General features: G+C 55.8%; 18 protein-coding genes. 11 read left to right on the top strand and 7 right to left on the bottom strand.

The genetic code is table 11. From position 1 onward, the window contains the following. Positions 1 to 10: 10 nt before the first annotated feature. Positions 11 to 1450: a GumC family protein gene (locus Pan97_RS13525; protein ID WP_144973357.1), complete on the bottom strand. Its 1440-nt coding sequence runs from the start codon at positions 1448 to 1450 to the stop codon at positions 11 to 13. A gap of 179 nt (positions 1451 to 1629) precedes the next feature. Here Pan97_RS13525 and Pan97_RS13520 point away from each other — a divergent pair, with 179 nt between their 5' ends. Beyond that, positions 1630 to 2787, top strand: a complete 1158-nt coding sequence (locus Pan97_RS13520; RefSeq protein WP_144973354.1) for a glycosyltransferase family 2 protein — start codon at positions 1630 to 1632, stop codon at positions 2785 to 2787. A 4-nt stretch (positions 2788 to 2791) separates the two neighbouring features. On the opposite strand, the gene Pan97_RS13515 is transcribed toward Pan97_RS13520, so the two are convergent. Beyond that, positions 2792 to 3898 (bottom strand): GNAT family N-acetyltransferase, encoded by a 1107-nt coding sequence (locus Pan97_RS13515; protein ID WP_144973352.1) that lies wholly within the window; start codon positions 3896 to 3898, stop codon positions 2792 to 2794. Positions 3899 to 3951: 53 nt separating this feature from the next. After that, entirely contained in the window at positions 3952 to 5409 is a 1458-nt protein-coding gene (gene wbaP / locus Pan97_RS13510; RefSeq protein WP_144973350.1) for an undecaprenyl-phosphate galactose phosphotransferase WbaP, read from the bottom strand. A 177-nt stretch (positions 5410 to 5586) separates the two neighbouring features. Between wbaP and Pan97_RS13505 the strand changes: the two genes are divergently transcribed. The 7 genes from Pan97_RS13505 to Pan97_RS13475 all read left to right on the top strand — a co-directional run bounded on the left by Pan97_RS13505 (position 5587) and on the right by Pan97_RS13475 (position 16622). Further along, entirely contained in the window at positions 5587 to 7140 is a 1554-nt protein-coding gene (locus Pan97_RS13505; RefSeq protein WP_144973348.1) for an oligosaccharide flippase family protein, read from the top strand. A 12-nt stretch (positions 7141 to 7152) separates the two neighbouring features. After that, the gene (locus Pan97_RS13500) at positions 7153 to 8448 is read left to right on the top strand and encodes a glycosyltransferase family 4 protein (RefSeq protein ID WP_144973346.1); all 1296 of its coding nucleotides are present in this window, start codon (positions 7153 to 7155) and stop codon (positions 8446 to 8448) included. Positions 8449 to 8569: 121 nt separating this feature from the next. Next, positions 8570 to 10156 carry a glycoside hydrolase family protein gene (locus tag Pan97_RS13495; protein WP_144973344.1) on the top strand — a complete coding sequence of 529 codons (1587 nt, stop codon included), beginning with the start codon at positions 8570 to 8572 and terminating at the stop codon, positions 10154 to 10156. 169 nt (positions 10157 to 10325) lie between these two features. Continuing rightward, complete coding sequence (locus Pan97_RS13490) at positions 10326 to 11792, top strand: efflux transporter outer membrane subunit (protein WP_196782093.1); 1467 nt, start codon at positions 10326 to 10328, stop codon at positions 11790 to 11792. Next, the gene (locus Pan97_RS13485; protein WP_144973340.1) at positions 11785 to 13014 is read left to right on the top strand and encodes an efflux RND transporter periplasmic adaptor subunit; all 1230 of its coding nucleotides are present in this window, start codon (positions 11785 to 11787) and stop codon (positions 13012 to 13014) included. Before Pan97_RS13490 ends, Pan97_RS13485 begins: the two co-directional genes overlap by 8 nt. A gap of 47 nt (positions 13015 to 13061) precedes the next feature. Next, positions 13062 to 16127: an efflux RND transporter permease subunit gene (locus Pan97_RS13480; protein WP_144978396.1), complete on the top strand. Its 3066-nt coding sequence runs from the start codon at positions 13062 to 13064 to the stop codon at positions 16125 to 16127. Between the two features lie 51 nt (positions 16128 to 16178). Further along, complete coding sequence (locus tag Pan97_RS13475; RefSeq protein WP_144973338.1) at positions 16179 to 16622, top strand: GNAT family N-acetyltransferase; 444 nt, start codon at positions 16179 to 16181, stop codon at positions 16620 to 16622. Positions 16623 to 16652: 30 nt separating this feature from the next. Here the strand turns inward: Pan97_RS13475 and Pan97_RS13470 are convergent, their stop codons facing one another. Continuing rightward, on the bottom strand, positions 16653 to 17696 hold the full coding sequence (locus tag Pan97_RS13470) for a LacI family DNA-binding transcriptional regulator (RefSeq protein ID WP_144973336.1): 1044 nt from the start codon (positions 17694 to 17696) through the stop codon (positions 16653 to 16655). 799 nt (positions 17697 to 18495) lie between these two features. Here Pan97_RS13470 and Pan97_RS13465 point away from each other — a divergent pair. After that, the gene (locus Pan97_RS13465) at positions 18496 to 21372 is read left to right on the top strand and encodes a 2-oxoglutarate dehydrogenase E1 component (protein ID WP_144973334.1); all 2877 of its coding nucleotides are present in this window, start codon (positions 18496 to 18498) and stop codon (positions 21370 to 21372) included. Positions 21373 to 21390: 18 nt separating this feature from the next. Further along, the gene (gene odhB, locus Pan97_RS13460) at positions 21391 to 22611 is read left to right on the top strand and encodes a 2-oxoglutarate dehydrogenase complex dihydrolipoyllysine-residue succinyltransferase (RefSeq protein ID WP_144973332.1); all 1221 of its coding nucleotides are present in this window, start codon (positions 21391 to 21393) and stop codon (positions 22609 to 22611) included. Between the two features lie 71 nt (positions 22612 to 22682). Here odhB and Pan97_RS13455 read toward each other — a convergent pair whose 3' ends face one another. Next, complete coding sequence (locus Pan97_RS13455; RefSeq protein WP_144973330.1) at positions 22683 to 23195, bottom strand: general stress protein; 513 nt, start codon at positions 23193 to 23195, stop codon at positions 22683 to 22685. A 196-nt stretch (positions 23196 to 23391) separates the two neighbouring features. On the opposite strand from Pan97_RS13455, the gene Pan97_RS13450 reads away from it, so the two are divergent. After that, positions 23392 to 23601, top strand: a complete 210-nt coding sequence (locus Pan97_RS13450) for a hypothetical protein (RefSeq protein WP_144973328.1) — start codon at positions 23392 to 23394, stop codon at positions 23599 to 23601. Between the two features lie 95 nt (positions 23602 to 23696). Here the strand turns inward: Pan97_RS13450 and Pan97_RS13445 are convergent, their stop codons facing one another. Continuing rightward, entirely contained in the window at positions 23697 to 24065 is a 369-nt protein-coding gene (locus Pan97_RS13445) for an SPW repeat domain-containing protein (RefSeq protein WP_144973326.1), read from the bottom strand. A gap of 2 nt (positions 24066 to 24067) precedes the next feature. After that, positions 24068 to 24724 (bottom strand): vitamin K epoxide reductase family protein, encoded by a 657-nt coding sequence (locus Pan97_RS13440; RefSeq protein ID WP_144973324.1) that lies wholly within the window; start codon positions 24722 to 24724, stop codon positions 24068 to 24070. Positions 24725 to 24726: the final 2 nt, after the last annotated feature.

The following is a 24726-nucleotide window of genomic DNA, read 5'->3' as shown; positions in this document are numbered from 1 at the left end:
GGAGCGACGATTAGGCCGTTCTACTGAACTCCAACGGCAACTGTCGCGGAGCGCTGGATGGTTCGACTGTCGGGTTGTACTGCTTCAACTTCTCGGATGCGAAGACCAGGCAAAAGCCACTTGCCAATCCGGCAAGTACGCAAATGCCAAACAACGGCTTGGGCTGCGGCCAAAGCAGTTCGTCGGTAAGGATCGGGCCATCGAGGACGCTTACCAATACGCTCGACCGGCCTTCAGTGACCGCTTGATCGGCGACACGTAGCTCATTCAATTGCATGACGATCGTATCGTGGGCCGATTTGACAAGCTCGATCTCGTCCAGTTTCTGCTGCTGCTTCACGAGATATTCGTCGATCTTCTTGGCTTCCGCGAACTCTTCTTGGTACAGCGATGCCAGTTGCGTCTCGCGACGACGCAGTGACGAAGTCTCCTGCCGAATTGCCGCCGGTGCTGAAGCGGCGATTTCATTCAGGCGGTTCTCAATGGTTTGGATCCGATCGGCGACTCCGAGCACACTGGGATGTTTCTCCCCGTAGCTTTTACGCAGTTCTGAATACTCCACTTCGGAAGCGAGCAAGGTATCGAGGTCCGTCTGCAAATGCGCTCCGGCCAGGAGGCCTTCGGCGTTCAAGCGCGAAAGGAGTTCGACGATCTTTCGCTGATTGTCGAACTCGTGTGGGATCGCAGGCTTGGCGACCCAATGGATCTTCGGATCGGCCACGTCGCCCGACATTGCCAATAGCGTTTCCAGTTGATTCTCGAGAGCGATCCGCTGGGTCTGAGTGCGAACAAGCTCTTCAACAACACGCATGAGCTTGTTTCGCTGCACGGATGCCGCGTCGGCGTCGTTGCCAAGCAGCGGGCTTTTGCTTCGTACCTCTTGGTATTCGACCTGGAGATCCGCAATCTCCTGCCGGAGCTTCTCGGTCCGCTTGTCGAGCAAAACGATCGTTTCCTGATGTCCCGATTGCTCTCGTTCGGAGAGATATTCGCGGTACGAGTCGATGATCTTGCTGAGACCATCGATCGCCCACTCGGGATCTTCGTCGGTGTACGTAATGCTGATCACGTTAGTCCCGGCGAGAGGACGGACTTCGAGGCGTTCGAGTACCTTGTCGATCGGCGACTTCTCTGGCGAATCGACCTTAGCGCTGAGAATGTAAGGTACGGCACGACTGATGACCGAGGGACTGCTGAGGATTTCGGCATGGGTGGGCAAGAACGCCTGGTCTAAAACATTCCCCTCTTGCGGCGTTAGCGGACGGCCACGCTCTTGGATGAGAATGCGTGCTGTGACGACGTAGGTTGGCGTCACCAGGAAGTAATGAACGACACCGAGACCAATGCACACCGGAATGGTAATCGCGAAGTAGTACCACTTGCGCAAGAAAGTGGAGACGCGAATTTGGTCTGAACTGCCCGAATGGTCTTCAGTTTGGGATTGGAACATCAGAGCTGAATTCAAGGGGAACGGTTAGAGCGTGCTGTGCGCGAAGCAAGAGGGTCGTTCCACTCACATTAACGCATAAATATTAGATTATTCTGAATCCATATTGCTTGCCATGTACTGTTTTGTGAATAGTCTGAATAAGATAACTCCAACATTTATACCAATGAATCGCAATCAAAATGACCCTTCCGTGCGTTACGTTATGGCTGGCACTGTCAGTGGTAATCTATGCCTATGTTGGCTTTCCTGTTCTTCTTGTGGTTCGGGGAGTATTGGCACGTCCGATTCGAAAATCGCCTTCCACTCCCAGCCTTACTTTGGTGATCATTGCGCACAACGAACAGGAAGTAATTGCGGAAAAACTGCAAAACGCAATCTCATTGGACTACCCGCGTGAAAAGCTTGAAATCCTTGTTGGTTCAGACGGTTCCGACGATCGCACTAACGAAATCGTTCAAGGGTTCGAGCAGCACGGCGTGCGCCTTGTCGCATGTCCGCGGCAAGGAAAGATCAGCACGCTGAACGAAACCGTCGCCCAGGCCCAAGGGGAAATTCTTGTATTTTCCGACGCCAACAGCATGTACGAAGCAGGCTCCTTGAAAGCGATCGCCGCGTGCTTTTCCGACCCTAATGTGGGTGGTGTCGCTGGGGACCAGGTATACACCACCGACAAAGGAAACGCAGGTAGTCTCGGCGAGCGAATTTTTTGGAATTTCGACCGATTTCTGAAGAGAATGCAATCACGATCAGGGAGCGTGACCTCTTCGACGGGTGCCATTCATGCGGTTCGTCGTGAATTATTCGAACCGGTTCCATCCGGTGTGTGCGACGACTTCCTGATTTCAACGCGAGTGGTCGCTAAGGGATACCGCCTGGTTTTCGAGCCGGGCGCGATTGCCTACGAGGAAGTCGCGGCTTCCGACAAAGCGGAATTTCGTCGAAAGTCCCGTATCATTGCTCGTGGAATTCGTGGGCTTTGGGTGATGCGGACTCTTTTGAATCCGTTGGCCTATGGGTTCTATTCGTTCCAACTGGCATCGCACAAACTGCTTCGCTGGAGCGTGATCTTTTTGCTGCCCGTGATCCTGCTGTTAAACCTGGCGTGCGTCGAACAAGGCTTCGTTTATCAGCTGCTATTGGGCCTGCAACTGGCATTTTACTTCCTTGCCCTGATTGGAATCATGCTGAGAAATACGCCAATCTTCCGCAATAAGCTGGCGAAGATTATGGCGGTTCCTTACTTCTTCTGCATGGCCAACTTCTCCGCACTGAGCGGCTGGTACCAGTTCCTGACCGGACGACGCGTCGACATCTGGAACTCGAACCGAGTTGCTTAACTGGCTATCGATAAAGCCACGAGTCGAGCCAACGCTTCGAGCCTCTTAGCAGGCCTCGAAATGGCAGCTGACGAACACCCTTGCGAGCCATGTCATAGACGCTATTGCAGTAGTTAGCCCAAGCGTTCGACGTCACGGCGCCTTGGCAAACGATGGTCGCACCATTGGAGAGTCGCTGCTTAAAACGTTCGTCCCCTTTGCCCAGGTCAAAACGTTGAATGCCTCTCGAGTCTGCCTCTTCCAACATATTCAACATCAGACAAACACCAGGCGAATAGCTGGCAAATTCGACGCTGTAAGCGGGGAACCACAGGTGCATGACGCGATTGGCAATGAGTCCGAAATGTGCCGCGATCAGGCGGTCTCCCGCATAGAGCGCCGACAGGCAGCCGCTGAATTGGTCGGTCCGAATTGTGCGGAGATTCTCTAGCACGGCTCGAGCCCAGTCCATCTGCAACACGTCGAACGTCTTTGTACTGCGGCGCTGGGCCGACTTCCAATCAAGTAATTGGTCGAAGACCTCATCTTCATCTGATTGAAAGACAAAGCGAATGTCTCCCACGTCGCGGGCAAGCTTGCGTTGCTTTCGCCTGGTTTCGCGAATGATGGACGAGTGGGCCTGAGCGCGGTCTTCTTGGTAGGCTTTCCAACCGTTTGAAAAATCGATGTACGGCGAAGATGCGCCGCCGTTACACGTCGACAACAGGTCGCACTGCGTATCCGGCAGATGATCGAACGCCCAGCTGAACAGGCCGCACTCCTTCAAAAGCGCTGGAATTGACAGAGATTCAGGGATCTGGCCGATGATTCCTTGAAAGTCATTTAGTTTTCCCCCCACCGGTAGTCCCAATCCGGAAGCTCCTCGTTGAAAAGGAAAGAATGCGACCGGTGTGTCACCTTGTTCAATCACAGCGACATGCACGTCAGCGCGCACCTGTCCGACCGCTTGCGTGTATTCAGGTTGGTAGAACGGAGATTGGAGCGTGGGATCGTTCGCCAGGATGACCTTCCAAGCCGATAACTGAGCGAACGTCAGCTGGGCAGGTTTCAGGACGATGGGACGCACGTGCGAGATCATTCGTTGCGGTACCAGTTGGGAGACAGCGCCCATCTTACAAGAGTCCTGCAATTGTTCGCATACACCATGTGGCTATTTGAAAGATGCTAATAAGCACCTTCGCGTAGTACTACTGTCTTTATTGTCCTTGCTAAGATATATAAGTCCAGCCACGGTGACCAATTCCGCACGTAGAATGCGTCGAGCGTTATGCGCTCTTGATAGGTTGTATTGTTTCTTCCGGATACCTGCCACAGGCCAGTAATCCCAGGAGTGACCTTGAGATAGAGCGGGAACACGTCGCAGTACTTCTCAATTTCGGAATCGACAATGGGGCGCGGGCCGACAAGACTCATGTCGCCGCGAAGCACGTTCCAGATCTGGGGAAGTTCGTCGAGGCTGAATTTGCGGATGATATGCCCCACGCCAGGGATGATTCGGGGATCGTCTTTCAGCTTGTGGTCACGTTCCCACTCGGCACGCAGTTCGGGGTGTTCTTTCAGGTAGTTTTCGAGTACTTCGTTCGCGTTGGGAATCATACTCCTGAACTTCCACGCCATGAACGTTCTTCCCAAGCGGCCAATGCGTTTATGACCGAAGAAGACGGGGCCGCGGGAATTCAGTCGGACCAAAGCCGCGATCAGCAAACAAATGGGGAACAGCAGCGGCGCAAACAGAATGATCAGCCCAATGTCCAAAAGGCGTTTCGCGAGAAGTCGCCAATGAGAGAGCAGCTTCGCCCTGGCATGCAGACCCATGATACCGCCAATGTCCCGGGCTTCGGTCCAGAGCGTCGGCCACTGGAAGTCAGAGGGAACAATGATGACGTCCTTGGCCTGGGTCGACCAAAAGTCGATATCGCTGCAGTAAGAAGCGGGGTCACTATCTTCGACGGCCATCACAACGATGGTGGCGTGACTTTTGGCCACGGTTTCGCGGGCCAATTGTTCTTTCTCAGGCGTGGTGGTAACGGCTTGAAATTCGTCGGAAGTCAGAAGGCGGACAGGACGCATGGCCAGTTCCGCGTTCTTCTCGATATGTCGCATGACCCGCTGTGCGTGATCGCGATGCCCCACCACGACAACCGACCATCCCCACCATGGCTGGGTGCTTAGTAGGGTTCGGCTGGCTAGGCGAACGCCTGGATGGATCACGTTGAGCAGGACCAAAGTCAGGCAGATCAACGAGAGTTCGTACGAAGTACTCGACTCGCTAAGCAGAAGGTTTGCCACCAGTAGCAGCAAAAGCGACGTGTTGTCCAGCAATGCGATTCGACGCAACTCTTGGCTGGGATGTAGCCCGCAGATGCGATAGGCACCTCCGATGGTGAACGTGACGATGGCGATGGCCAGTAGGGGGAGAAGTTGTCGCGTGATCGCGTAGTGCACCTCCGGAAATACTGTACCCACCAGTACTTGCGCAAGCGCCATGGCGACCACGATGCTCACCCCGTCGGTGACCATCATGGGCACGACCGTGAGTAAAGTCTGCAGGAATTCCGACTTGCTTCGACGCGAAATGCGAAGTTCGAAATCCTGTTCTTTGGGAGAGGCAACGATCGACACAATCTGACAACGATGCTACTTGCGAAGTGGTTGGTGGGTAGGCGCTCACCAACCATCGTTTTTGAGCGTCCTGGAGATGTAAATCAGAATTTTTCCGACCTTCAGGCAGGTTGGGGGCAAGCATAATGGGCGCTAAGGTCCCATTTCGAACACGCGGATATCTCACTGCCCATCTTGATGAGTAAGAGCACGACAACACCCCCCACCCCAAATAGTGGGGAGATCGCCCGGGGCATTCGAGGGTCCTCGCTCCTCTTCGCTGGGCGGTGCCTATCGCTGGGCATGAACTTCGCGATTCAGCTTGCGGCCGTTCGGTACTTCTCCAAAGACGAGTTCGGCGTCTATTCCGTGGCGTTGTCCGCGGTGGCGGTCACCGCCGTCTTCGCTGCGTTTGGAATGGATAAGACGGCGCTGCGTGTGCTTCCTCGGTATCAGAGCAGCGGCGATCTTACGAAGTTCTCGGCTGCGGCGTTATTAATGGCGGTGGCCACGTTTCTGTGTTCCTTGTTGGCGATCGTGGTCATCTACATTACCTGGGGAGCAGAACACGCTTATTCGAGTCCGTCGCGATCGATGGACCTGATGCTGGTCATGATTTGGATGACGCCCTGCATCGTTCTCGATTGTTTCGTCACCTCGCTCTTCTCGGTGTTTGGCAAACCACGGGCCATCTTTGTCCGGCAGCATATCCTGGGCCCTCTGTTGCGGCTGGTGGCCGTCATCGTGGTTGTATTGGCAGGCGGAGGGGTTTTTGCCTTCGCGGCGGGTCAGCTGATTGCCTCGCTGATTGGCGTGCTTATCTACGCGACTTTGGTTCGCAGTTTGATTCGCGAGCGCAACGACTTCGTGCGTGTCACCTGGAAGGACATGAAATCGACCGCTCGCGAAGTCTTCAGCTACAGCCTCACGCTTATCTTCGGCGATGTTGGCTTTCTGATGCGTGGCGCGATGGTCGTGTTGATCATCGGCCTGTTTCACACGCCGTCCGAGGTCGCCGGGTTCCAGGCGGTATTTCCTGCCGCACGCCTGAACGACATCGTCATCGCGACGTTTTCGATGCTCTTCATGCCCAGCGCTGGGCGTTTGTTTTCCGAAAATGCGATCGATTCGTTGAATCACCTTTTCCGAAAAACGACCGTCTGGACCACGGTCCTTTCCTTTCCGCTCTTCCTGGCATGCTTCCTGATGCCGGAGCAACTTTGCGTGCTGCTGTTTGGCGAGCAGTATGCCGACTCCGCATCGACGTTGGCGATCCTTTCGTTGGGGTTCTTCATCAATACGATCGTCGGAATGAACTTACGACTCATCCGTGTGGTTAGTGGACTGCGAACACTGATCCTGGTCGACGTCATTAGCCTGGCCGGAGCAGTCGGTACGAACCTGCTTCTGGTTCCATCCTGGGGAGCCATCGGCGGTGCGTGGGCCATTCTGATCGGTTTCGTCGTGCAAGGGATTGTCTGCATGGTGGCAGTTACCATGACCGTGGAGGTGAACCCGATGGCTTGGCGATTGATCCGAGCCTACTCGCTGGCCGCGATTCTGACCGGAGGCCTGTGGGTCGCAGCGAGCGGTGCGCTGGTGAATCCACTTTGGATACCGGTGCTGCTTGGGGCGGCATCAGTCCTGTTTGCCTGGTTGTGTCGCGATGACCTGGAAGTGGCGAACGTTTTCCCCGAGGTTGCCCGAGTTCCCTATTTGGGACGTCTGCTAAGCACAGAACAAACTGGTTGAAAGAACTTTCGTATGGCGATTGCAGCAGAAGCCGAACAGACCGAAAACGAACGCGAAGACACCGTCGTCACGCATGCGCCGGTAGCCTACATCATGTCACGCTTTCCGAAGCTGACAGAAACGTTCGTGCTGTACGAAATTTTAGCCGCTCAGCGCGCGGGGGTTCCGGTCGAGGTCTATCCTCTTCGCCGCGAAAAGTGCAAGACGATGCACAAAGAGGCCGAGCCGATCGTCGCCAAAGCCCACTTTACTCCCTGGTTGTCGCTGGCCATCATCTTTGTCAACCTGTACTACCTACTGACGAAGCCAATCACCTATCTGGGCACCGGGCTAACGCTGGTCCGGGCCAACCTGGGAAGCACTCGATACCTGGCTGGGGCCATTCTTTATTTCCCCAAATCGGTGTGGATGGCCAAGGATATGACGCGTCGCGGCGTCACGCATATCCACGCGCACTTTTGTAGTCACCCGGCTGCCACGGCCTATGTCATTCACCAGCTAACAGGGATTCCGTATAGCTTCACGGCCCATGGGACCGATCTTCATTGCGATCGCCATATGCTTCTGGAAAAGGTCATGGATGCCTCGTCCGTGATCGGCATCTCGGACTACAACCGGAATCTGATCCTGGAGGAATGCGGTCAGCAGTTCGCCTCGAAGGTGCACGTCATTCATTGCGGCGTCGATACGGCCAAGTTTACTCCGCGAACTTCACCAACCAGCTTCGATGAGGGACGCGGCCCGATGATTCTGCTTTGCATCGGGACGCTCCACGAAGTGAAAGGGCAGACCTACCTGATCCAGGCCTGCGCGAGACTACGAGAGACGTCGTTTGATGTTCAGTGCCACTTCATTGGCGACGGCGCTGATAGAGAAATATTGCAGACGCAGTGCGAACAGCTGGGAATCAAGGAGCACGTCGTGTTCTGGGGGCCGAGAACGCGCGACCAGATCGTCGAACACCTGGCTACCGCCGATGCACTGGTCACGCCGAGCGTTCTCACCAAGAGCGGACAGCGCGAAGGGATTCCAGTGGTGCTTATGGAGGGGATGGCCAGTGGGGTGCCGTGCATTGGCAGCAATCTGTCAGGAATTCCGGAGCTTCTCGGCGGCGAATGCGGCCTTCTCCCCAATCCGAGAGACGTCGACTCGATCGTCGAGAACATCAAGACGCTCTATCACGATCCTCAACTCCGACGACGACTCGCCGAAAACGGTCGAACTCGCGTCGAACAAGAGTTCGACCTCGTCACCAACGCCGAGAAGCTAATCGGTGAGTTTCAATTGAATTCGCTCGCCGCGTCTTAGGCATCAACCCGCGTTTTGCTCTCGCAGCAGGCTGCCGTATCCCTTAAGCTGCGAAGGAAGCTGGCCCTTTGATATGCTCGGCCAGGCTTGATGACACGGTTCTTCGAACGAGATCGGCACCATGTATACGGAAACCCAAGGCAGTCGAAAGGCGATCGGCGACGTCGATATCGTCTATTACGATGGACTCTATCACCTGTTTCACCTGGTACTGCCGAATCACGACTTCATCGCGCACGCGGTCAGCACCAACGGCATCGACTGGCGGCGCGTGAATAATGCCCTGTTCATTGGCGATCCCGGCTCCTGGGATGATCTCATGCTGTGGACGATGGCCGTCTCGCCGGATCCACACCAGCCAGGGCGGTGGCGCATGTTCTACACCGGTCTCTCGCGGCGCGAACAAGGCAACATTCAACGCATCGGGATGGCGGTCAGTGACGATCTCTTCCATTGGCACAAACGGCCGGTTAATTGGAGGGATGAGCGGGGCCCCAACGATCCTCCCAAAGTCATGCAGGCCCGCGAAATTGCGCGGCAGCAGTCCACCAGCTGTCGTCATGCGATGGTCGATCCTGAGAGCCATCTTCCACTGGAAGCATCTCCGGAATTCTACGAGTCACGTCTCGACGAGGGACGCTGCTGGGTGAGCTTTCGCGATCCATATTACTTTCACGAAGGGGATCGTGGCTGGTTGATCATGGCGGCCCGCATGAAAGAGGGGCCAATCGTCCGCCGGGGCTGTGTGGGCGTGATGGAGGAGATTGCTCCCGAGAAATTCGAGGCCAGACCGTCGCTTCATCATCCTGGCCTGTACGATGATATCGAGGTCCCCAACCTGCTGAAGCTTGACGACGAGTACTACTTGATCGGCAGCATTCGTGAAGACGCGAAGATTCGGTATTGGCATACCGACAAGATCGGCAACCCGTGGCGCAGTTACTACGACAACGTCCTGCTCGCCCAGGGAAACTACGCCGGTCGTATTTGCCGCGATGACAAGGGATGGCTGCTGTGGAACTTCTTCTCGCTCGGGGGTGCCGATCGAACGGCTCGCAATATAATGCCTCCTCCGAAACGGCTACAACTCACTGAGAATGGCATGTTGCGCACGACCACCTTCGAAGGGCTCGACAAGTTCATCGGAGAACGAGTCGACACGCGCTGCATCCACCAACTACAGCAAGGGATCGGTCGGCAATTCTGCTCGATCGACGGCAACAACCTGGACCTGGGATGTGAGGCGGGATTCCAGGCCTACGTTTTCGATGGTTCGATCGAGTCAGCGAAGTTCACGGCCAAGATTGACCTGTATGGCCTTGGAAAGTGTGGGGTCATTTTCCGAGTCGATCCCGAGACGCAAGATGGATACTACCTATCGTTGGATTTGCTCAAAGGGATGGCTCAACTGAGGGCCTGGCACACCGGTGCTCCAGGCAGCGGCGAGCATATGATGCAGTTCCAGGCACTGCAAAGTGGTAACTGGCGAAGCGAAACCCCTGGTGAGGCGGAGATTTGCTTGATCGCGTTTGGTCATTACATCGAGTTTTCGGTGAATGGTCGAATCATCCTAACTCTTGCGGACTCCACGTTTTCCGCTGGACTGTTCGGGGTCTATCTGGAATCTGCCAGGATGCGGCTCAACGATGTCGACCTGCGAATCATGCACAGCCCCGAACAGACTGCCAATCATTTGGTAACCGGTTAACCAACGAAGCCCCCGCTTTGAGGGGCCGAAAGGCGATCTGTTGGGCCTGATGTAGCCGCAGACGATCTTCTGCTAGCCCGCACGTAAGTCTCAATTTGATCTTGCCTTGGATCAAATTGGCAGGCTAATATCTCGGCCGATGAATTCCCACCTTTCCACAGGCTGGTTCTTGACGTGGTTGCTGCTTTTGGTGCTGCAGCTTTCTGGGTCCGGCTGCGCGGGGAAAGAATCGGCCGTCAAGTTGCCGACCCAGTCGCCTCCCCCCTTTTCGGAAAGCGGCCAAGCCCCGCTGCGAGATTTCTGGTGGACCACCTTCGACGACCAGGAACTCGATCAACAGGTCGATATCGCCCTGCGAGGCAATTTTGACTTGGAAGGCGCACTTCAACGGATCCTTCAGGCTCAAGCCATTGCCCGCCGGGAAGCTTCCGATCTGCTTCCCGACGTCGACGGGGTGGCCTTGGCTGAAAGCACCGTGCGAACCGACTCGCCGAACTCGGCTCGGTGGGTGCTCGGGCTGGATGCTTCCTACCAGGTCGATCTATGGGGAGAAATCGGTTCGCGGGTCGATGCCCAGTGGCTGCGTGCTTCGGCAACCGAAGCCGACTTCAACGTGGTTGCATTGACGCTATCCGCCGACGTCGCACGAACGTGGTTCGCTTTGATTGAAGCGAATGCTCAAATCGAACTGCTCGACGAACAGATTCAGACAAATTTGACGGGACTGAAGTTGCAAGAGGCACGGTTCGGTCTCGGGCAGATTCGTAGCGCCGACGTCTTGCGGCAACGCCAATTGGTCGAGTCGACGCGCGAGCAGCGTGTAGTGGTCCTGTCACGGATTGAAGTGTTGGAGCATCTCCTAGCCGTGCTGCAGGGCCAACCGCCGCAAGAGGCGAGCTATTCGCCGGGGGCTCAATTGCCTCAGCTGCCACCATTGCCGGAAACCGGATTACCTGCTGAGCTTTTGAATCGCCGTCCTGACATTCGCCGCGACTTTCTCGCGCTGTGGGCGGCCGATCGTGATTTGGCTTCGGCCGTCAGTGCCCAGTATCCGCGATTGAATCTAGCCGCATCGTTCACTACCGTTGCCGAAAGCCCCGAGAACCTCTTTCGTGAATGGGTGTTTTCGGTGGCAGGGCAATTGATCGCCCCACTGATCGACGGCGGTCAGCGTCGTGCCGAAGTCGATCGTAACGTCGCCACCGTACGGCTCCGATTCACAGAGTTTTCCCAGACGGTGCTGATTGCCTATCAGGAAGTCGAAAACGCGCTGGTCCGCGAGCAGTATCAGCTGCAGCGGATCGAGAAGCTGGAGACTCAGGCCAAACTGGCGCACCAGGCTTCGATCCAACTTCGCGAACAGTACTTGATCGGCGAGACGGAGTACCTCGACGTTTTGAGTTCCATCCAACAGGAACAAAGCTTGCAGCGAAACGTTTTGTCCGCAAGACTAGAATTGATACTTAACCGCATTGCACTCTACCTGGCCCTGGCTGGTGATTTTGACCCTCGACAAGCCTATCCTCTGGCAAACATTCCCTTGGAATACGTAGACGGCGTTCCCATCGAAATCATTGAAGGCGCTCCGCCGGTAATCGTGGAGCAGTTGCCCGAGGAGAACGATATCGATGAATGATGCCTCGCCGCAGGCAACCTCGACCATCGTGAAAGTCCTGCAATTCCTGGGCACGGCCATGGTGTGTCTGACGATCCTCGGCGTCTCGGTGGCTGCGATCATCGTGATCAACCAAACCGAACCGAAAGCGCAGCAGATTGAAGCGACGCGCAAGTCGGCCGCCATCGTCGAAACGGTGTCGGTCGAGAAGGGAACGTATTCGCCGACGATCGTCGTTCTGGGAACCGTTCAGGCCGCCCAAGAGATCACGCTCAGTCCTCGCGTCAATGGCCAGGTAATCTCCTTGTCTCCGAAGTTCGTCCCTGGGGGCATGGTCAAAAAGGATGACTTTCTCCTGCAGATTGATCCTGCCGATTTCGAGAACACCATCTCCGTTCGAGAGAGCGAACTACAGCAGGCCGCGGCTTCGCTCGAGATCGAGCGAGGGCGACAATCATTGGCCAAGAAGGAGCTGGCTCTGTTGGAGGGGACCATCGACGAGGCGAATCGAGCCCTCGTCTTGCGAGAGCCGCAGGTCGAATCGATTCAAGCCGAGGTCAATGCGGCCAAAGCAGCGATCGAGCGTGCCCGGCTCGACCTGAAACGCACAAGCATTACCGCTCCTTTCGACGCGCAAATCCTCGACCGCCGGGTCAATGTCGGCTCCCAGGTTGGCCCAGGAGACAATCTGGCTCGGCTCGTGGGAGTCGATGAATACTGGATCATGGCTTCGGTACCGGTCCGCAGCCTGAAATGGATACAATTTCCCGAACAAGACGGTCGAAGCTCGCTGGTCACGCTTCGCGATCCCGACACGTGGCCCAATGGAGTCGAACGCTATGCTTCGGTCTCGCGAATGATTGGCAGCCTGGATCAGCAAACGCGGCTCGCACGCGTGTTGATTGTGGTTGCGGACCCACTGGCTATGAAGTCGGATGTTCCTCCGCTGATTCTCGACACGTTGATCGAAACGCACATCGAGGGACGCCCGATCGAGAACGTCGTGCGTCTTAATCGTGAGTATGTTCATAACCGAGATACCGTCTGGGTGATGAAGAATGGCAAGCTGGAGATCCGCGAAACATCGGTCGTCTTTCGTGACGCCACCTACGCCTACATCGACGAAGGCCTCGACTCGGGCGACGAGGTCGTGATTACCACGCTCGCCACCGTAGCGGCGGGCATCGGTTTGAAAAAGGTGGATGCGTCGACGACGCCTCTTGATGAGGAGTCCACCGATTGAGCGAACCTGAAGTCAAAGCAGCCCCGCAAGACGGGGCCATCGGTTGGATGGCCCGTAATTCGATCGCCGCGAATTTGCTGATGATCATTCTGTTGGTCGGTGGCGTCTGGACGGCGATGGTGATGCAGAAGGAGGTATTTCCTCAGTTTCAACTCGATGTCGTGGAGGTCTATGTCGGCTACCCCGGGGCGGCACCGGAGGAAGTCGAGCAGGGCATCTTGCGCCCCATCGAAGAGGCCGTACGTGGCGTAGAAGGGATTCAAGAGATCACCAGCCAGGCACGGGAAGGCCGCGGCGAAGTGTTGATTGAATTGGTCGCCGGCGAGAACCGGATGAAAGCCTTTCAGGATATCGATCAGGCCGTCAGCCGGATTCGTACGTTCCCGGATCAAATCGACCAGCCTGAGGTGCGGCTTCAATCGCGACAACGGGAAGTAATGCAAGTCGGGCTCTATGGCCCAGTCGACATATGGACGCTGCGAAAACTGGCCGAACAGCTCCGCGACCAGTTGCAGTCCCATCCGGATATTACCCAGGTCGAACTTCGACGGGTTCCCGAATACGTCACGCATGTCGAGATCCCTCGCGAGCGGCTGCGTGAATACGGGCTGACGCTGTCGGATGTGGCCGACACGATTCGTGTGTCCAGTTCCGACGTCGCGGCAGGGTCCGTCGCTACCAGCGCGGGTGAAATCCTGCTGCGCGTGAAAGCCCGAAAACAATGGGCGGAAGAATTCGCCAAGATCGAGATCGTCTCCAATCGCGGTGGCTCGATTGTTCGTCTGGAAGAGATTGCCACCATCCGCGATGGATTTGACGAAGTCGGCTTTCATTCGCAGTTCAGTCAAACGCCTTCGGTGGAAATCGACATCTTCCGCGTCGGATCGCAATCTCCCATCGACATCGCCAATGCAGTCCAAGAGTCGATGAAAGAGTTTGAAAGCGTGATGCCACCAGGCGTGAAGTGGCGGATCGATCGAAATAACGCCGAGGAATTCCGGCGACGACTTTACCTGGTCATGGAAAATGCCGTCATTGCCGTGGTGATCGTGCTGGTGATTCTTGCGCTCTTCCTGGAAGTTCGCCTGGCGTTCTGGGTGATGATGGGCATGGTGGTATCCTTCATCGGGGGAATCTTGTTCCTTCCGGCGGCGGACGTCAGCATCAACATGATCTCGTTGTTCGGTTTCCTGGTGGTGCTGGGCATCGTGGTGGACGATGCTGTCGTGGTCGGCGAAAACGTCTATGAAAAGCGACAGGAAGAAAGCGACTATTTAACCGCCGCAATCGAAGGTACCCGCGAAGTGTCGGGGCCGGTGATCTTCAGCATTCTGACCAACATCGTGGCGTTCGTTCCGCTGATGTTCATCCCAGGCGAAACCGGCAAGTTCTGGGGACCGTTGCCGGTGGTGGTGATCATCGTGCTTTCCCTTTCGCTGTTGGAATCGCTGTTCATTTTGCCTGCCCACTTGGCACACGCTCGTGCGGCTGGTCAAAAGAAAGGAGGTCTGGGGGCCTGGCTCCATGGCTGCCAACAGGCTTTCCTCCGCGGGTTCCAGCGATTCGTCGAGATGATTTACGGTCCGATTCTTACCATGTGTCTTCGTTACCGCTACGTTACGGCCACGGCGGCTTTGGGGCTCTTTCTGGTGATTGGCGGTTACGCGACCAGTGCTCATATGGGCATGATCCTCATGCCAGAGGTTTCGGCTGATGAGATCGAGGCCGGCATTCGAATGCCGGTCGGTACCACGCAAGATCAGGCCGCCGAGATCGCGGAAATCGTCACCGCGGCCAGTACGCGGATGTTCGAGGAGCACAACCTGCATGAGGTTGCCGAAGGGATCAAAACCAACGTGCGGGGACAGAACTTCATCGACGTCGAAATCGTCATGAAACCGCCGGACGAGCGTGACATGACCGCGAACGAAGTAATCGAACTGTGGCGCGATGCCATCGGCGACTTGCCTGGCGTGTCGCAAGTAACCTTCGAAGCGGAAAGCGGCCCCGGCGGTTACCGCCAGGACGTGAGCGTCGATCTGAGTCACAGCGACGTCGAAGTCCTAGGCAAAGCAGCCGAGGCATTCGTCGAGCGAGCGAAGAAGTTCGCCAATACGCGTGACGTCAGCGACAACTACAACAAAGGCAAATCGCAGTTCGACTTCAAGCTTCGTCCCGAGGGGCGTGCGTTGGGGCTTACCGATGAAGAACTCGGCGATCAATTGCGAGGTGCCTTCTATGGCTCGTTAGCGCTGCGACTGTTGCGGGGGACGAACGAGATCGAAGTTCGCGTGAAACTTCCCGAACATCAGCGTGAGGACGTTCATCACCTGGAAGATCTGGTCATTCGGACTCCCAGCGGCACGGAAGTCCCACTGCTGGATGTGGCCGACGTCGAGCGAAACCAGGCGTTCTCGTCGATCAATCGCCGTGATGGCCGGCGAGCAATCAATGTATCGATGGATGTCGAGCCGAAGCGGGCCATTACCCAGGTCATCACGGCGCTGAAGAACGAGGAACTTCCGAAACTGCGGGAAGACTATCCCGGCATTACCTGGACGTTTGAGGGAAGCGACGCGGAAATGCGACGGGCGACGGCCTCGCTGTGGGGATCGTTTTGCCTCGCGCTGGGGGTGATTTACGCCCTGCTGGCGATCGCCTTTCGCGGGTATGTGCAGCCCCTGATCGTGTTGGTGGCCATTCCCTTCGGGATCGTGGGAGCGATCATCGGGCACATCATTCTGGGTTACGACATCTCGCTGGTAAGTCTGATGGGGGTCATTGCTTTGTCAGGCGTGGTGATTAACGACTCGCTGATCATGATCGACTACGCAAATCGCTACCGGGGGGAAAGTTCTGCGTTCGATGCCATCAGCCAGGCTGGCCTCCGACGATTTCGCCCCATCATGCTCACGACGGCCACCACCTTCGGCGGCCTTGTTCCGCTGATTTTCGAGACTTCCCTGCAAGCGCAGTACATCATCCCCATGGCCATCTCGCTCGGTTTCGGGATCCTTTTCGCCACGGGCATCATCCTGGTATTGGTGCCATGTCTGTACATGATCCTGGACGACATCACCAATTGCTTCCAGACTAAGAAGGCGACGTCTTAATCTGGGCCTGATAACCGTGAACCTCGTTCCGCTGGACGCTCTCTGGAAGGTATGGTCACGATCCGCGCAGCTCAACCCTCTGATTCGACCGAACTTCAGGCACTGTTTGAGCGTTTCATCCGCAGTGCTGACTGGCTTCCTGAAGGTTCGGTGCCGGAAGCGGACTTCGCCAAGACGACCGAGGGGGAACGCGTCTACGTGGCGGTCTTGGAAGACGGTCAACTAATCGGGGCAGTGACCGTCTGGGAGCCCGAGTCGTTTATCCACTGTCTGTTTGTCGATCACCAGTACCAAGGTCAGGGAATTGGGACCAAGTTGATGGAATCACTTACCCAGTGGTTGCCATTTCCCTGGAAATTGAAGTGCCTGGCAACCAACCGGCGAGCGCTCGACTTCTATCGCCGTCAAGGATGGAAAAAGCTGGAGACGGGGCTTGGCGACCAAGGTACGTACTTTCTTCTCGGTCGAGAGGCGGACAGTGCGGGGACGACATGACCAAGTGTCCAACGATTTGGCAACTTGGCGTCAGGAAGTGTGTCGAATTCTGAGCTTGGTCGGAATGAGAATTTCCGATTGCGTCTCCTCTTCTTCCGACTGGATGAGACTCACGGCGGCCTTGAGCAAGGCCGGTAGATCGTGAGCGACCGTCGTCAGCGGCGGATCAAGCAGCGACGAGAATTGCAGGTCGTGCCATCCGATAACCGCGACTTTGTCGGGGATGGCCATGTTGAGTCGACGCAAGGATCGACACACGGCGACCGCGTTGAAATCGGTATCGCACAGAATGGCATCGGCACCTACCCCTTCGACCAAATGGCGACAGATTTCATCGAATCGCGGATAAGTCGTCGGATCGTTGACCAGCCAACCTTTGGTATCAACGACAATCTGGTCTTCGGAAAGCTCCCTGCCGTGCTCGGCCAGGGCCTCTCGGTAGGCGACGATTCGATCGAGAATCGAAAGCGATTCCCGCTGCTCGGTCAGAAGCGCCACCTTCTTTCGGCCGGTCGAAACCAGGTGGTCGATGGTTTCCTTGGCACCCGTGCGAACGTCGCTAACCACCCGGCAAGTCCCATCAATGCCGAGGTTCTCCAGAACGGTTAAGACATTTCGCCGAGACTCAAAGAGTTTGCCAACCTCTTCCCATTGCTCTTCATTCTCGTGGGCGAGATACATGACGCCATCCACCCATCCGGCATCGAGGTCTTGAACAACCCGTTTCAGCCCATCCAGGTCAGGGTACGATCCGACCGAGAGAAGACGAAGTCCATGCTCTTCGGCCTCGCGTTGCAGTTCGGCCGTGACCTTTTGCGTCAGGAAGTTCCGCGTTTCACGCACAACCAAGGCGACGACGTTGCTCTTCTTGCCGGCGAGTTGTTGAGCGGCGATGTTGGGGCGATAGCCGAGATCAGCCGCCGCTTTACGAATCGTCTCCGCGGTTTCTTCCGAAACGCGAATTCGTCCGTTGCCGGTACCCATCAGTACCGCCGATGCGGCCATGCGAGAAACGCCAGCCACTTCGGCAACATCTTTCATTCGAACGGCCGTTCGCCCAGTCTTCTTTGCCATCGTCTTTACGCTTGTTATATTACTTCAAATGGGTGGAATGCCCGTGGCAGCGACTATCCCGCGATATGCTCTACTTTTTATCTCATTTCCATGCTCTCAGCAAGGAAAAAATACAAAACTGAGAACTTATCGCTTTCCGTACGCCGGGACTAGAGGTTACCTCATGTTTGAACGTGCCGGTATGTGGACTGATTTTAGCGGATATGGCCCAACAATCGGTAGCGTTATCCAACGTTGACTCTCGATCGAACCTGTTAGAATTGCGATACAGTTTACAACGTTACCCCGAGTCGAGTGACACAGGACAGCGAGTTTCCAGCCATATTGTGGAACAGCTTTCTAGCAGTCGACACCGGGCGCACAGAAATTAATCACGCCAGATTTCATTTTGAGCAAAATTGATCCAACCGGCAGAATTGAAATAGACGATTAGGTTGGCACGTTGTACGCTAATGCGTTTTTATTGCGGCAGAAATCCTAATAGATGGGATTTCGCTTTCTCGAATACTTATTAGGTCCCACCTTTCATCACAAAGCGGTTTAGGCTCCCCGGCCAAGGATGCGGGGTACCCCAAGATGAACCCCTCCATGGCAACTTCTGGCAGGACCTCTCAGCTCCCTCCGAGTGAGCTTTTGCGTGTCCCGAATCCGGCAGGAACAGGCATGGTTCGATATCAATATTTCCTTGGTTCGGAAGAAATTGGAAATCTTGGCATTGTCAGGTCAAGCAGCCCGTAGGCTACCTATGCTCCATGGAAGAATCGCGTAAAACTAGAAGTTCAAGAGGCATCGCGAAACAATGATCTCAGAAAGTTCCCCCAGGCAGGCCAATACGGCGTCGGCCGACGAAGTCGACCTGGCATGCTACAACGCCAGCTATGTCGAGCAGCTACTGCTGAAGTATCTCGACGACCCCAATGGTGTCCCTGAGAACTGGCGCGACTTCTTCGACCAGCAAGCCGCCGAGAACGGGATTTCTGCCACCGAGTTAGGATCGCGCGCCCCTTCCTTCCAGCCACGCAGCATTTTCCGTGAGTCTGGCGGAGATTTCACCGCACCGGTCAGTGGCGTCCGCGGCAACGTCAAGCTTCAAAAGGTGCAGTACGGTGCCGACCAGTTGGTCAACGGCTATCGTTCGCGCGGACACTACAACGCCCAACTCGATCCACTTCGGCTGAACAAGCAAGTTCGCACGCCGCTGTCGCTGGAATCGTTCGGCCTGACGAAGTCCGATCTTGAAGAGCGGGTTTACTACACCTGCGGCGAACAGATCGAGCAGATTCCCCTGCGAGAACTCGTCCAGCGGCTGGAGGGTCTCTACTGCAAACACATCGGGTATCAGTTCACCCACATCGACGAACTGAGCGTTCAGCAGTGGTTGATCGATCGCATCGAACGTCAGTCGCACATCAAAGAACTACCCAACGCCGTTCAGAAGCAAATCCTACAACGTCTGACCGAAGCGACAGTTTTCGAGGAATTCGTTCGCAAAAAGTACGTTGGAGCCAAGACGTTCTCGCTGTTCGGCTCGGAAATGCTCATTCCGATGCTGGACCTGCTGGTCGATCGAGCGGCGTCCAACAACGTTCGAGAAGTGGTGCTGGGGATGCCTCACCGCGGTCGTCTGAACGTGCTCACGAACATCATCGGCCAGGCTCCCCGTGAGCTGTTCGCCCAGTTCAACGACGTCGACTTCCACCAGTTCATCGGTGGTGGCGACGTGAAGTACCACTTGGGTAATAGCGTCGACAAGGTGACCACTTCCGGTAACGAAGTCCACTTGTCCCTTTCGTTCAATCCGAGCCATCTCGAGTTCATCAACACGGTCGTGCTCGGGCGTCTGCGTGCGAAGCAAGACCGTACCGGCGACGTTAATCGCCGCAAGGGTATGGCCGTCCTGATCCATGGTGACGCGGCTTTCATTGGCGAAGGCATCGTTCAGGAAACGCTCAACCTGAGCCAGTTGGAAGGCTACAAGGTTGGCGGAACGGTTCATGTCATCGTCAACAATCAGATCGGCTTCACGACCTCGGTCGATCAATCGCGCAGCACGCGGTACTGCACCGACATCGCCCGCATGCTGCAGATTCCGATCTTCCACGTCAGCGGCGACGACCCCGAAGCCGTGGCCGACGTCGTTTCGATGGCGATGGACTTCCGCGAGAAGTTCCAGCGTGACGTGATCATCGACCTGGTTTGCTACCGCCGCTTGGGGCACAACGAAGCGGACGAACCCAGCTTCACGCAGCCCATGATGTACAAAGCGATCGACAAGCAGACGCCGATTCGCGACAGCTACTTGGAGCGGCTGATTGAGCAGAAACGGATTTCGACCGAAGAAGCCAACAAGATGTCGGACGACTACCAGGAGTTCCTCAAGGGTGAATACGATATCGCCCAGGAAATGAAGGAACGTTCTCTGCGTCGTCCCGAAGGCGTTTGGGAAGAATTCGACGGCGGTCTGGAGCCAACAGCCGAGGACCCGGAACACGATCCGGCCGATGAGTGCCCCGAGACGCGAATTCCGGTCGATCGCTCGGCCGAGATTCTGCGAATGTTGGCTTCCGTGCCGGAGGACTTCCACCGCAACCGCAAGCTAAGCCGTATTGCCGATCAGCGGAAAGAGATGGCCAACGGCGAACGTCTGTTGGACTGGTCCTCGGCCGAAGCGTTAGCGTTTGCCACCCTTTCGATGGAAGGGCACCGCATTCGGCTTTCCGGTCAGGACTGCCAACGTGGTACGTTCAACCAGCGGCATTCGGTCCTGCACGACATCAACGACGGCCACGAGCACAGCATTTTCTCGAATCTGTCTCCGAAGCAGGCACCGGTCGAGATTGTCAACAGCCCGCTCAGCGAAGCAGGCGTGCTTGGCTTCGACTACGGCTATAGCCTGGACTATCCTAATGCCCTGGTGGCCTGGGAAGCCCAGTTCGGCGACTTCAGCAACGCGGCTCAGGTGATCATCGACCAGTTCATGGCCAGTGCCGAAGACAAGTGGCGCCGCCTAAGTGGTCTGGTGCTGCTGCTGCCGCACGGCTACGAAGGGCAGGGTCCCGAGCACTCGAGTGCTCGTCTCGAACGCTTCCTGTGGCTGGCCGCGGAAGACAACATTCAAGTCGCCATTCCAACGACTCCAGCACAGTACTTTCACGTGCTTCGTCGTCAGATGAAGCGTTCGTGGAAGAAACCGTTAATTTTGTTTACCCCCAAGAGTCTCTTGCGGCATCCGTCGGCCGTTTCTTCGCTCGAAGAATTGGCCAGCAACAAGTTCGAGCGGATCATCAAAGACAACCGCGACAACCCGGAAAAGACCTCGCGGGTAATCATGTGCAGCGGCAAGGTTTACTACGACCTGGCTCACTATCGCGAAGAACATCAGCGTCACGATGTAGCGATTATTCGCGTTGAGCAGCCTTACCCGCTGAAGAATCACACCGTTCAGGCTGTCCTCGACCAATATGAAGACGGCGTCCCCTTGTATTGGGTCCAGGAAGAACCCGACAATATGGGCGTGTGGCCTTACTGGAAATTACGATACGGGCATCGTATGTTCGAGCGATTCCCACTCTCCGTAATCGCCCGGGAGACATCTTCCAGCCCGGCAACCGGATCCAAAGCGGCTCATGAATTCGAGCAGCAACAACTTCTCGAACGAGCCTTCAACGAGACCTAGAAAGGACAGCTGCGGAAGATGACCATCGAATTGAAAGTGCCTGAATCGGGCGAGTCGATTCAGGAAGTGCAGATCCTCAAGTGGCTGAAAAGCGAAGGGGAAAGCGTCCAGGAAGACGAGGACGTGGTCGAGTTGGAAACCGATAAGGCTTCCATGGACCTCGCTGCCCCGGCCAATTGCACGCTGCAGAAAATTCTGAAGCAAGAAGGCGAGATCGTTTCGGTCGGCGAAGTGATCGCGCTGTTCGAAGAAGGTGCCGGCAAGCCAGCGGCGAAGTCGGACAAGAAATCGAAGAAGGCCGATCAGCCGAAAGCTGAGCCAGCCGCGGCCACCAAGAGCGACGGTAATGCCAAGTCCGCTTCGAGCAATGAAGACACCCAAGCGACTCCCTCCGGTCGCCGAGAACTGCTAAAGCACGGTCTATCCGCTTCTGACGTCGCGCCAGCCGGCAAGACGGTCCGCCGTGAGGACGTCGAGAAGTACGTTCAGTCGATCTCCAGCCGGCCGAGTGCGGACTCGGGCAATCGCAATGAAAAGGAGATGGAAGAGGTCATTCCGATGAGCCTCATTCGTCGCCGCATTGCCTCGAAGCTGGTCGAAGCCCAACAGAAGGCGGCCCTGCTCACGACGTTCAACCAGGTCGACATGTCGTACGTCATGGACCTGCGAAAGCGTCACGGCGAGTCGTTCCAGAAACGTTACGGCGTCAAACTGGGCTTCATGTCGTTCTTCACCAAGGCCCTGATCGACGCCCTGAAAGCCCACCCGGAACTGAATGCCGAAATTCGCGACGAGACGAACATCGCTTATCGAAATTATTTCCATATCGGTATCGCGGTTGGCTCGGGCAAAGGGCTGGTGGTTCCGGTGCTCAAGTTCGCCGAACGCATGAGCTTCGCCGAGATCGAACAGGCAATCCAAGAGTTCGCTGGTCGTGCCAAAAGCAACCAACTGAAGCCGGAAGAACTATCTGGCGGTACTTTCACCATCAGCAATGGCGGTGTGTACGGCTCGATGCTCTCGACGCCGATCGTCAATCCACCGCAAAGCGGCGTGCTGGGGATGCATGCGATCGAAGAACGCCCGGTGGCTGTGAACGGCCAGGTCGTGATTCGCCCGATGATGTACCTCGCGTTGACCTACGATCACCGAATCGTCGATGGCCGCGAAGCGGTGACCTTCCTGAAACGCATCAAGGAAGCGATCGAAGAACCATCTCGGATGCTGATCGAAGCCTAATCCCGCGAATATGAACCAACCAAAAGAGCTGGCCAAGTGTGCGCCGGCTCTTTTTTTTGTGCGCTGTGCTTTTACGGCTCGATGCTGTCGGCACTTTCCCTTACATGCATCGAGACGCAGCGCGCGTTGGTTTGATCGAGAACTTGTTTTGCGTAGTCGACCTCAAATGGATCGCCATTGGCAACGACGAGAAACGCTCCCTGGCGGACTTCATCCTCATATTCGGCGACATGATCTTCATGCACTCCCCAGCCGATCATCGAGCCGAGGATGCCGCCGACAATCGCTCCCGTAATTCCGGTAGTTATCGGCCCGGCGATCAGCATCAGCCCGAAGCCAGGAATCGTTAGCAGGGGAGCGGCCATGAAAAAGCCCAGAAGCCCCCCGACGCCAGCACCGAAAGCGGCGTCCTTCTCGGACTCATCCCCATATTGGAGGATGTTGGTCGACTGAAGATCTTGATGAACGCTGTTTGCCACCAACGAGACTTGATCGGAAGGAAATTTACTTTCATCGAGCTGCTGAACAGCCTTTTGGGCTGCTGAAAACTCGTCATATATCGCAACGGCACAATGTCTGGACATGATTGACCCCTCCAGCTGAATTCTAGGCGGATGACTCGCGAGAATCACGCATTTTCTTGGTTTTTAGATCTCCGCAAAGCCCATGCCTGACTCCAGGTTTACGAGAGGACTTCCGTGAGATCAGCGATCATTTGGTACGGCAATTGCATAAAGCCAGGGCAACAACAACGCTTTCCTCAAAATGGAGTTTCGACATATGAGCACGCTAGTTTGCCTTGAATCGCCTTCGACCGAAGAACAACACGTCACGAAACGTTCCCTTGCCGAGGCCTGTCGCGAAGTACGCCGATCGTGGAGCACCCAAGAGCGGACACGTCGCAAGCAGGTTGCTGAAATGAAGCAAATCGGCCTGTTGCTCAATACGATCGACATGACCACATTTCTACAAGCTGTCGCCGCGAGCTAGCAGCAGGCAAGTTACTACACGCTAAGCCATCCTTCCCGCGATGGCTTTCTTCTTGCGCGACCAACTGCCAGAGCGATTGGCAACCGATCTTTCAGCTATGTCTTTTGCGACGCTTGGCTTGGCATCTCTTTCTGCCACGCAGATGGTGTGGAAAAGGCCTTGTTGGGAATCATCGCAAACATCAAGAGCAACAGGCCTATCACCATAAAGTTTTGACCGGCAGGCGAGATTTCAGGTGAAAGAGCAAAACGTGGTACAAGAATCATCAATAACGAAACGAAAAGTGTCGCCAGATGGGAATATCGCGCTGGTCTCCAAAATGCCAATGCGGAGAAGCTGATCACCAGACTTCCAAGTCCGAAGTCGACGTAGGAATCAATGCCTGAGTGATTCTCTTCTCGAAAGATAAACGGGCTGCACAGTAACCAGCAGCCAAGCATGAATTCAACGACTCGAGGCCACATTTCTATTCTTCTTTCCTGGCATCGCAAGAACCAATCATTTCTTCAATGACGTGTCCGCTGACTTCCGTGGGATAACCACAAATTGCCGTCCAAAGCGTGTTGACTCGGCGACTGCGTAGCCACACCTTCCATAGGAAAAGTAGCGATGAATAGACCTCGTCGTACGCCAGGTAGATCAACGCTAGGGAAACCGTTGCAGTGATCAAGCACAGAAAACACCATTGTCCGAGAACGAAAGTTTGCACCATGACGAGAATCACACTCACGATTCCAAGAGGTATGACGTCAATGCCGAACAAAATGACGATCCACGGGCGTTCGTACCAGCGCCGCGTCGAACCGGCTAAGCCGAAGATAGCATCTCCCAGGTAAGCAATCGCCCCCAGCGCCGCATCGGGAACGCCTACCCAGCGATCCATCTTTTTGGCTATCTCCGAGCCGATCACGTTGGCACTTTGCTCACCAAATATGGGATCCCATACATAGTTGATTAAACCCCACTGGAACGCGGCCAAGTGTGCGGCGATGATCGTGGCCGCAAATGCGAGCACACAGACGGGCACTCGCTGCGACCAGGCGGAAGGATTGTAGGACCAAGGACGAACCGGATCGTGTTCGTCAAGCTTTTCCAGGGCTGAATGGGGTAGAGACGAACTCATGA

The sequence above is a fragment of the Bremerella volcania genome, assembly GCF_007748115.1.
Lineage (GTDB): Bacteria > Planctomycetota > Planctomycetia > Pirellulales > Pirellulaceae > Bremerella > Bremerella volcania.
The sequence above is the reverse complement of the archived record's forward strand: the minus strand, read 5'-3'. Positions and strand labels throughout refer to the sequence as shown.

What these genes read in the sequence shown, in the direction of transcription:
- Pan97_RS13525 (WP_144973357.1), bottom strand. Translation starts at nt 1,450, where the DNA reads ATGTTCCAATCCCAAACTGAAGACCATTCGGGCAGTTCAGACCAAATT.
- Pan97_RS13520 (WP_144973354.1), top strand. Translation starts at nt 1,630, where the DNA reads ATGACCCTTCCGTGCGTTACGTTATGGCTGGCACTGTCAGTGGTAATC.
- Pan97_RS13515 (WP_144973352.1), bottom strand. Translation starts at nt 3,898, where the DNA reads ATGGGCGCTGTCTCCCAACTGGTACCGCAACGAATGATCTCGCACGTG.
- Pan97_RS13505 (WP_144973348.1), top strand. Translation starts at nt 5,587, where the DNA reads ATGAGTAAGAGCACGACAACACCCCCCACCCCAAATAGTGGGGAGATC.
- Pan97_RS13500 (WP_144973346.1), top strand. Translation starts at nt 7,153, where the DNA reads ATGGCGATTGCAGCAGAAGCCGAACAGACCGAAAACGAACGCGAAGAC.
- Pan97_RS13495 (WP_144973344.1), top strand. Translation starts at nt 8,570, where the DNA reads ATGTATACGGAAACCCAAGGCAGTCGAAAGGCGATCGGCGACGTCGAT.
- Pan97_RS13485 (WP_144973340.1), top strand. Translation starts at nt 11,785, where the DNA reads ATGAATGATGCCTCGCCGCAGGCAACCTCGACCATCGTGAAAGTCCTG.
- Pan97_RS13480 (WP_144978396.1), top strand. Translation starts at nt 13,062, where the DNA reads ATGGCCCGTAATTCGATCGCCGCGAATTTGCTGATGATCATTCTGTTG.
- Pan97_RS13475 (WP_144973338.1), top strand. Translation starts at nt 16,179, where the DNA reads ATGGTCACGATCCGCGCAGCTCAACCCTCTGATTCGACCGAACTTCAG.
- Pan97_RS13470 (WP_144973336.1), bottom strand. Translation starts at nt 17,696, where the DNA reads ATGGCAAAGAAGACTGGGCGAACGGCCGTTCGAATGAAAGATGTTGCC.
- Pan97_RS13465 (WP_144973334.1), top strand. Translation starts at nt 18,496, where the DNA reads ATGATCTCAGAAAGTTCCCCCAGGCAGGCCAATACGGCGTCGGCCGAC.
- odhB (WP_144973332.1), top strand. Translation starts at nt 21,391, where the DNA reads ATGACCATCGAATTGAAAGTGCCTGAATCGGGCGAGTCGATTCAGGAA.
- Pan97_RS13455 (WP_144973330.1), bottom strand. Translation starts at nt 23,195, where the DNA reads ATGTCCAGACATTGTGCCGTTGCGATATATGACGAGTTTTCAGCAGCC.
- Pan97_RS13450 (WP_144973328.1), top strand. Translation starts at nt 23,392, where the DNA reads ATGAGCACGCTAGTTTGCCTTGAATCGCCTTCGACCGAAGAACAACAC.
- Pan97_RS13445 (WP_144973326.1), bottom strand. Translation starts at nt 24,065, where the DNA reads ATGTGGCCTCGAGTCGTTGAATTCATGCTTGGCTGCTGGTTACTGTGC.
- Pan97_RS13440 (WP_144973324.1), bottom strand. Translation starts at nt 24,724, where the DNA reads ATGAGTTCGTCTCTACCCCATTCAGCCCTGGAAAAGCTTGACGAACAC.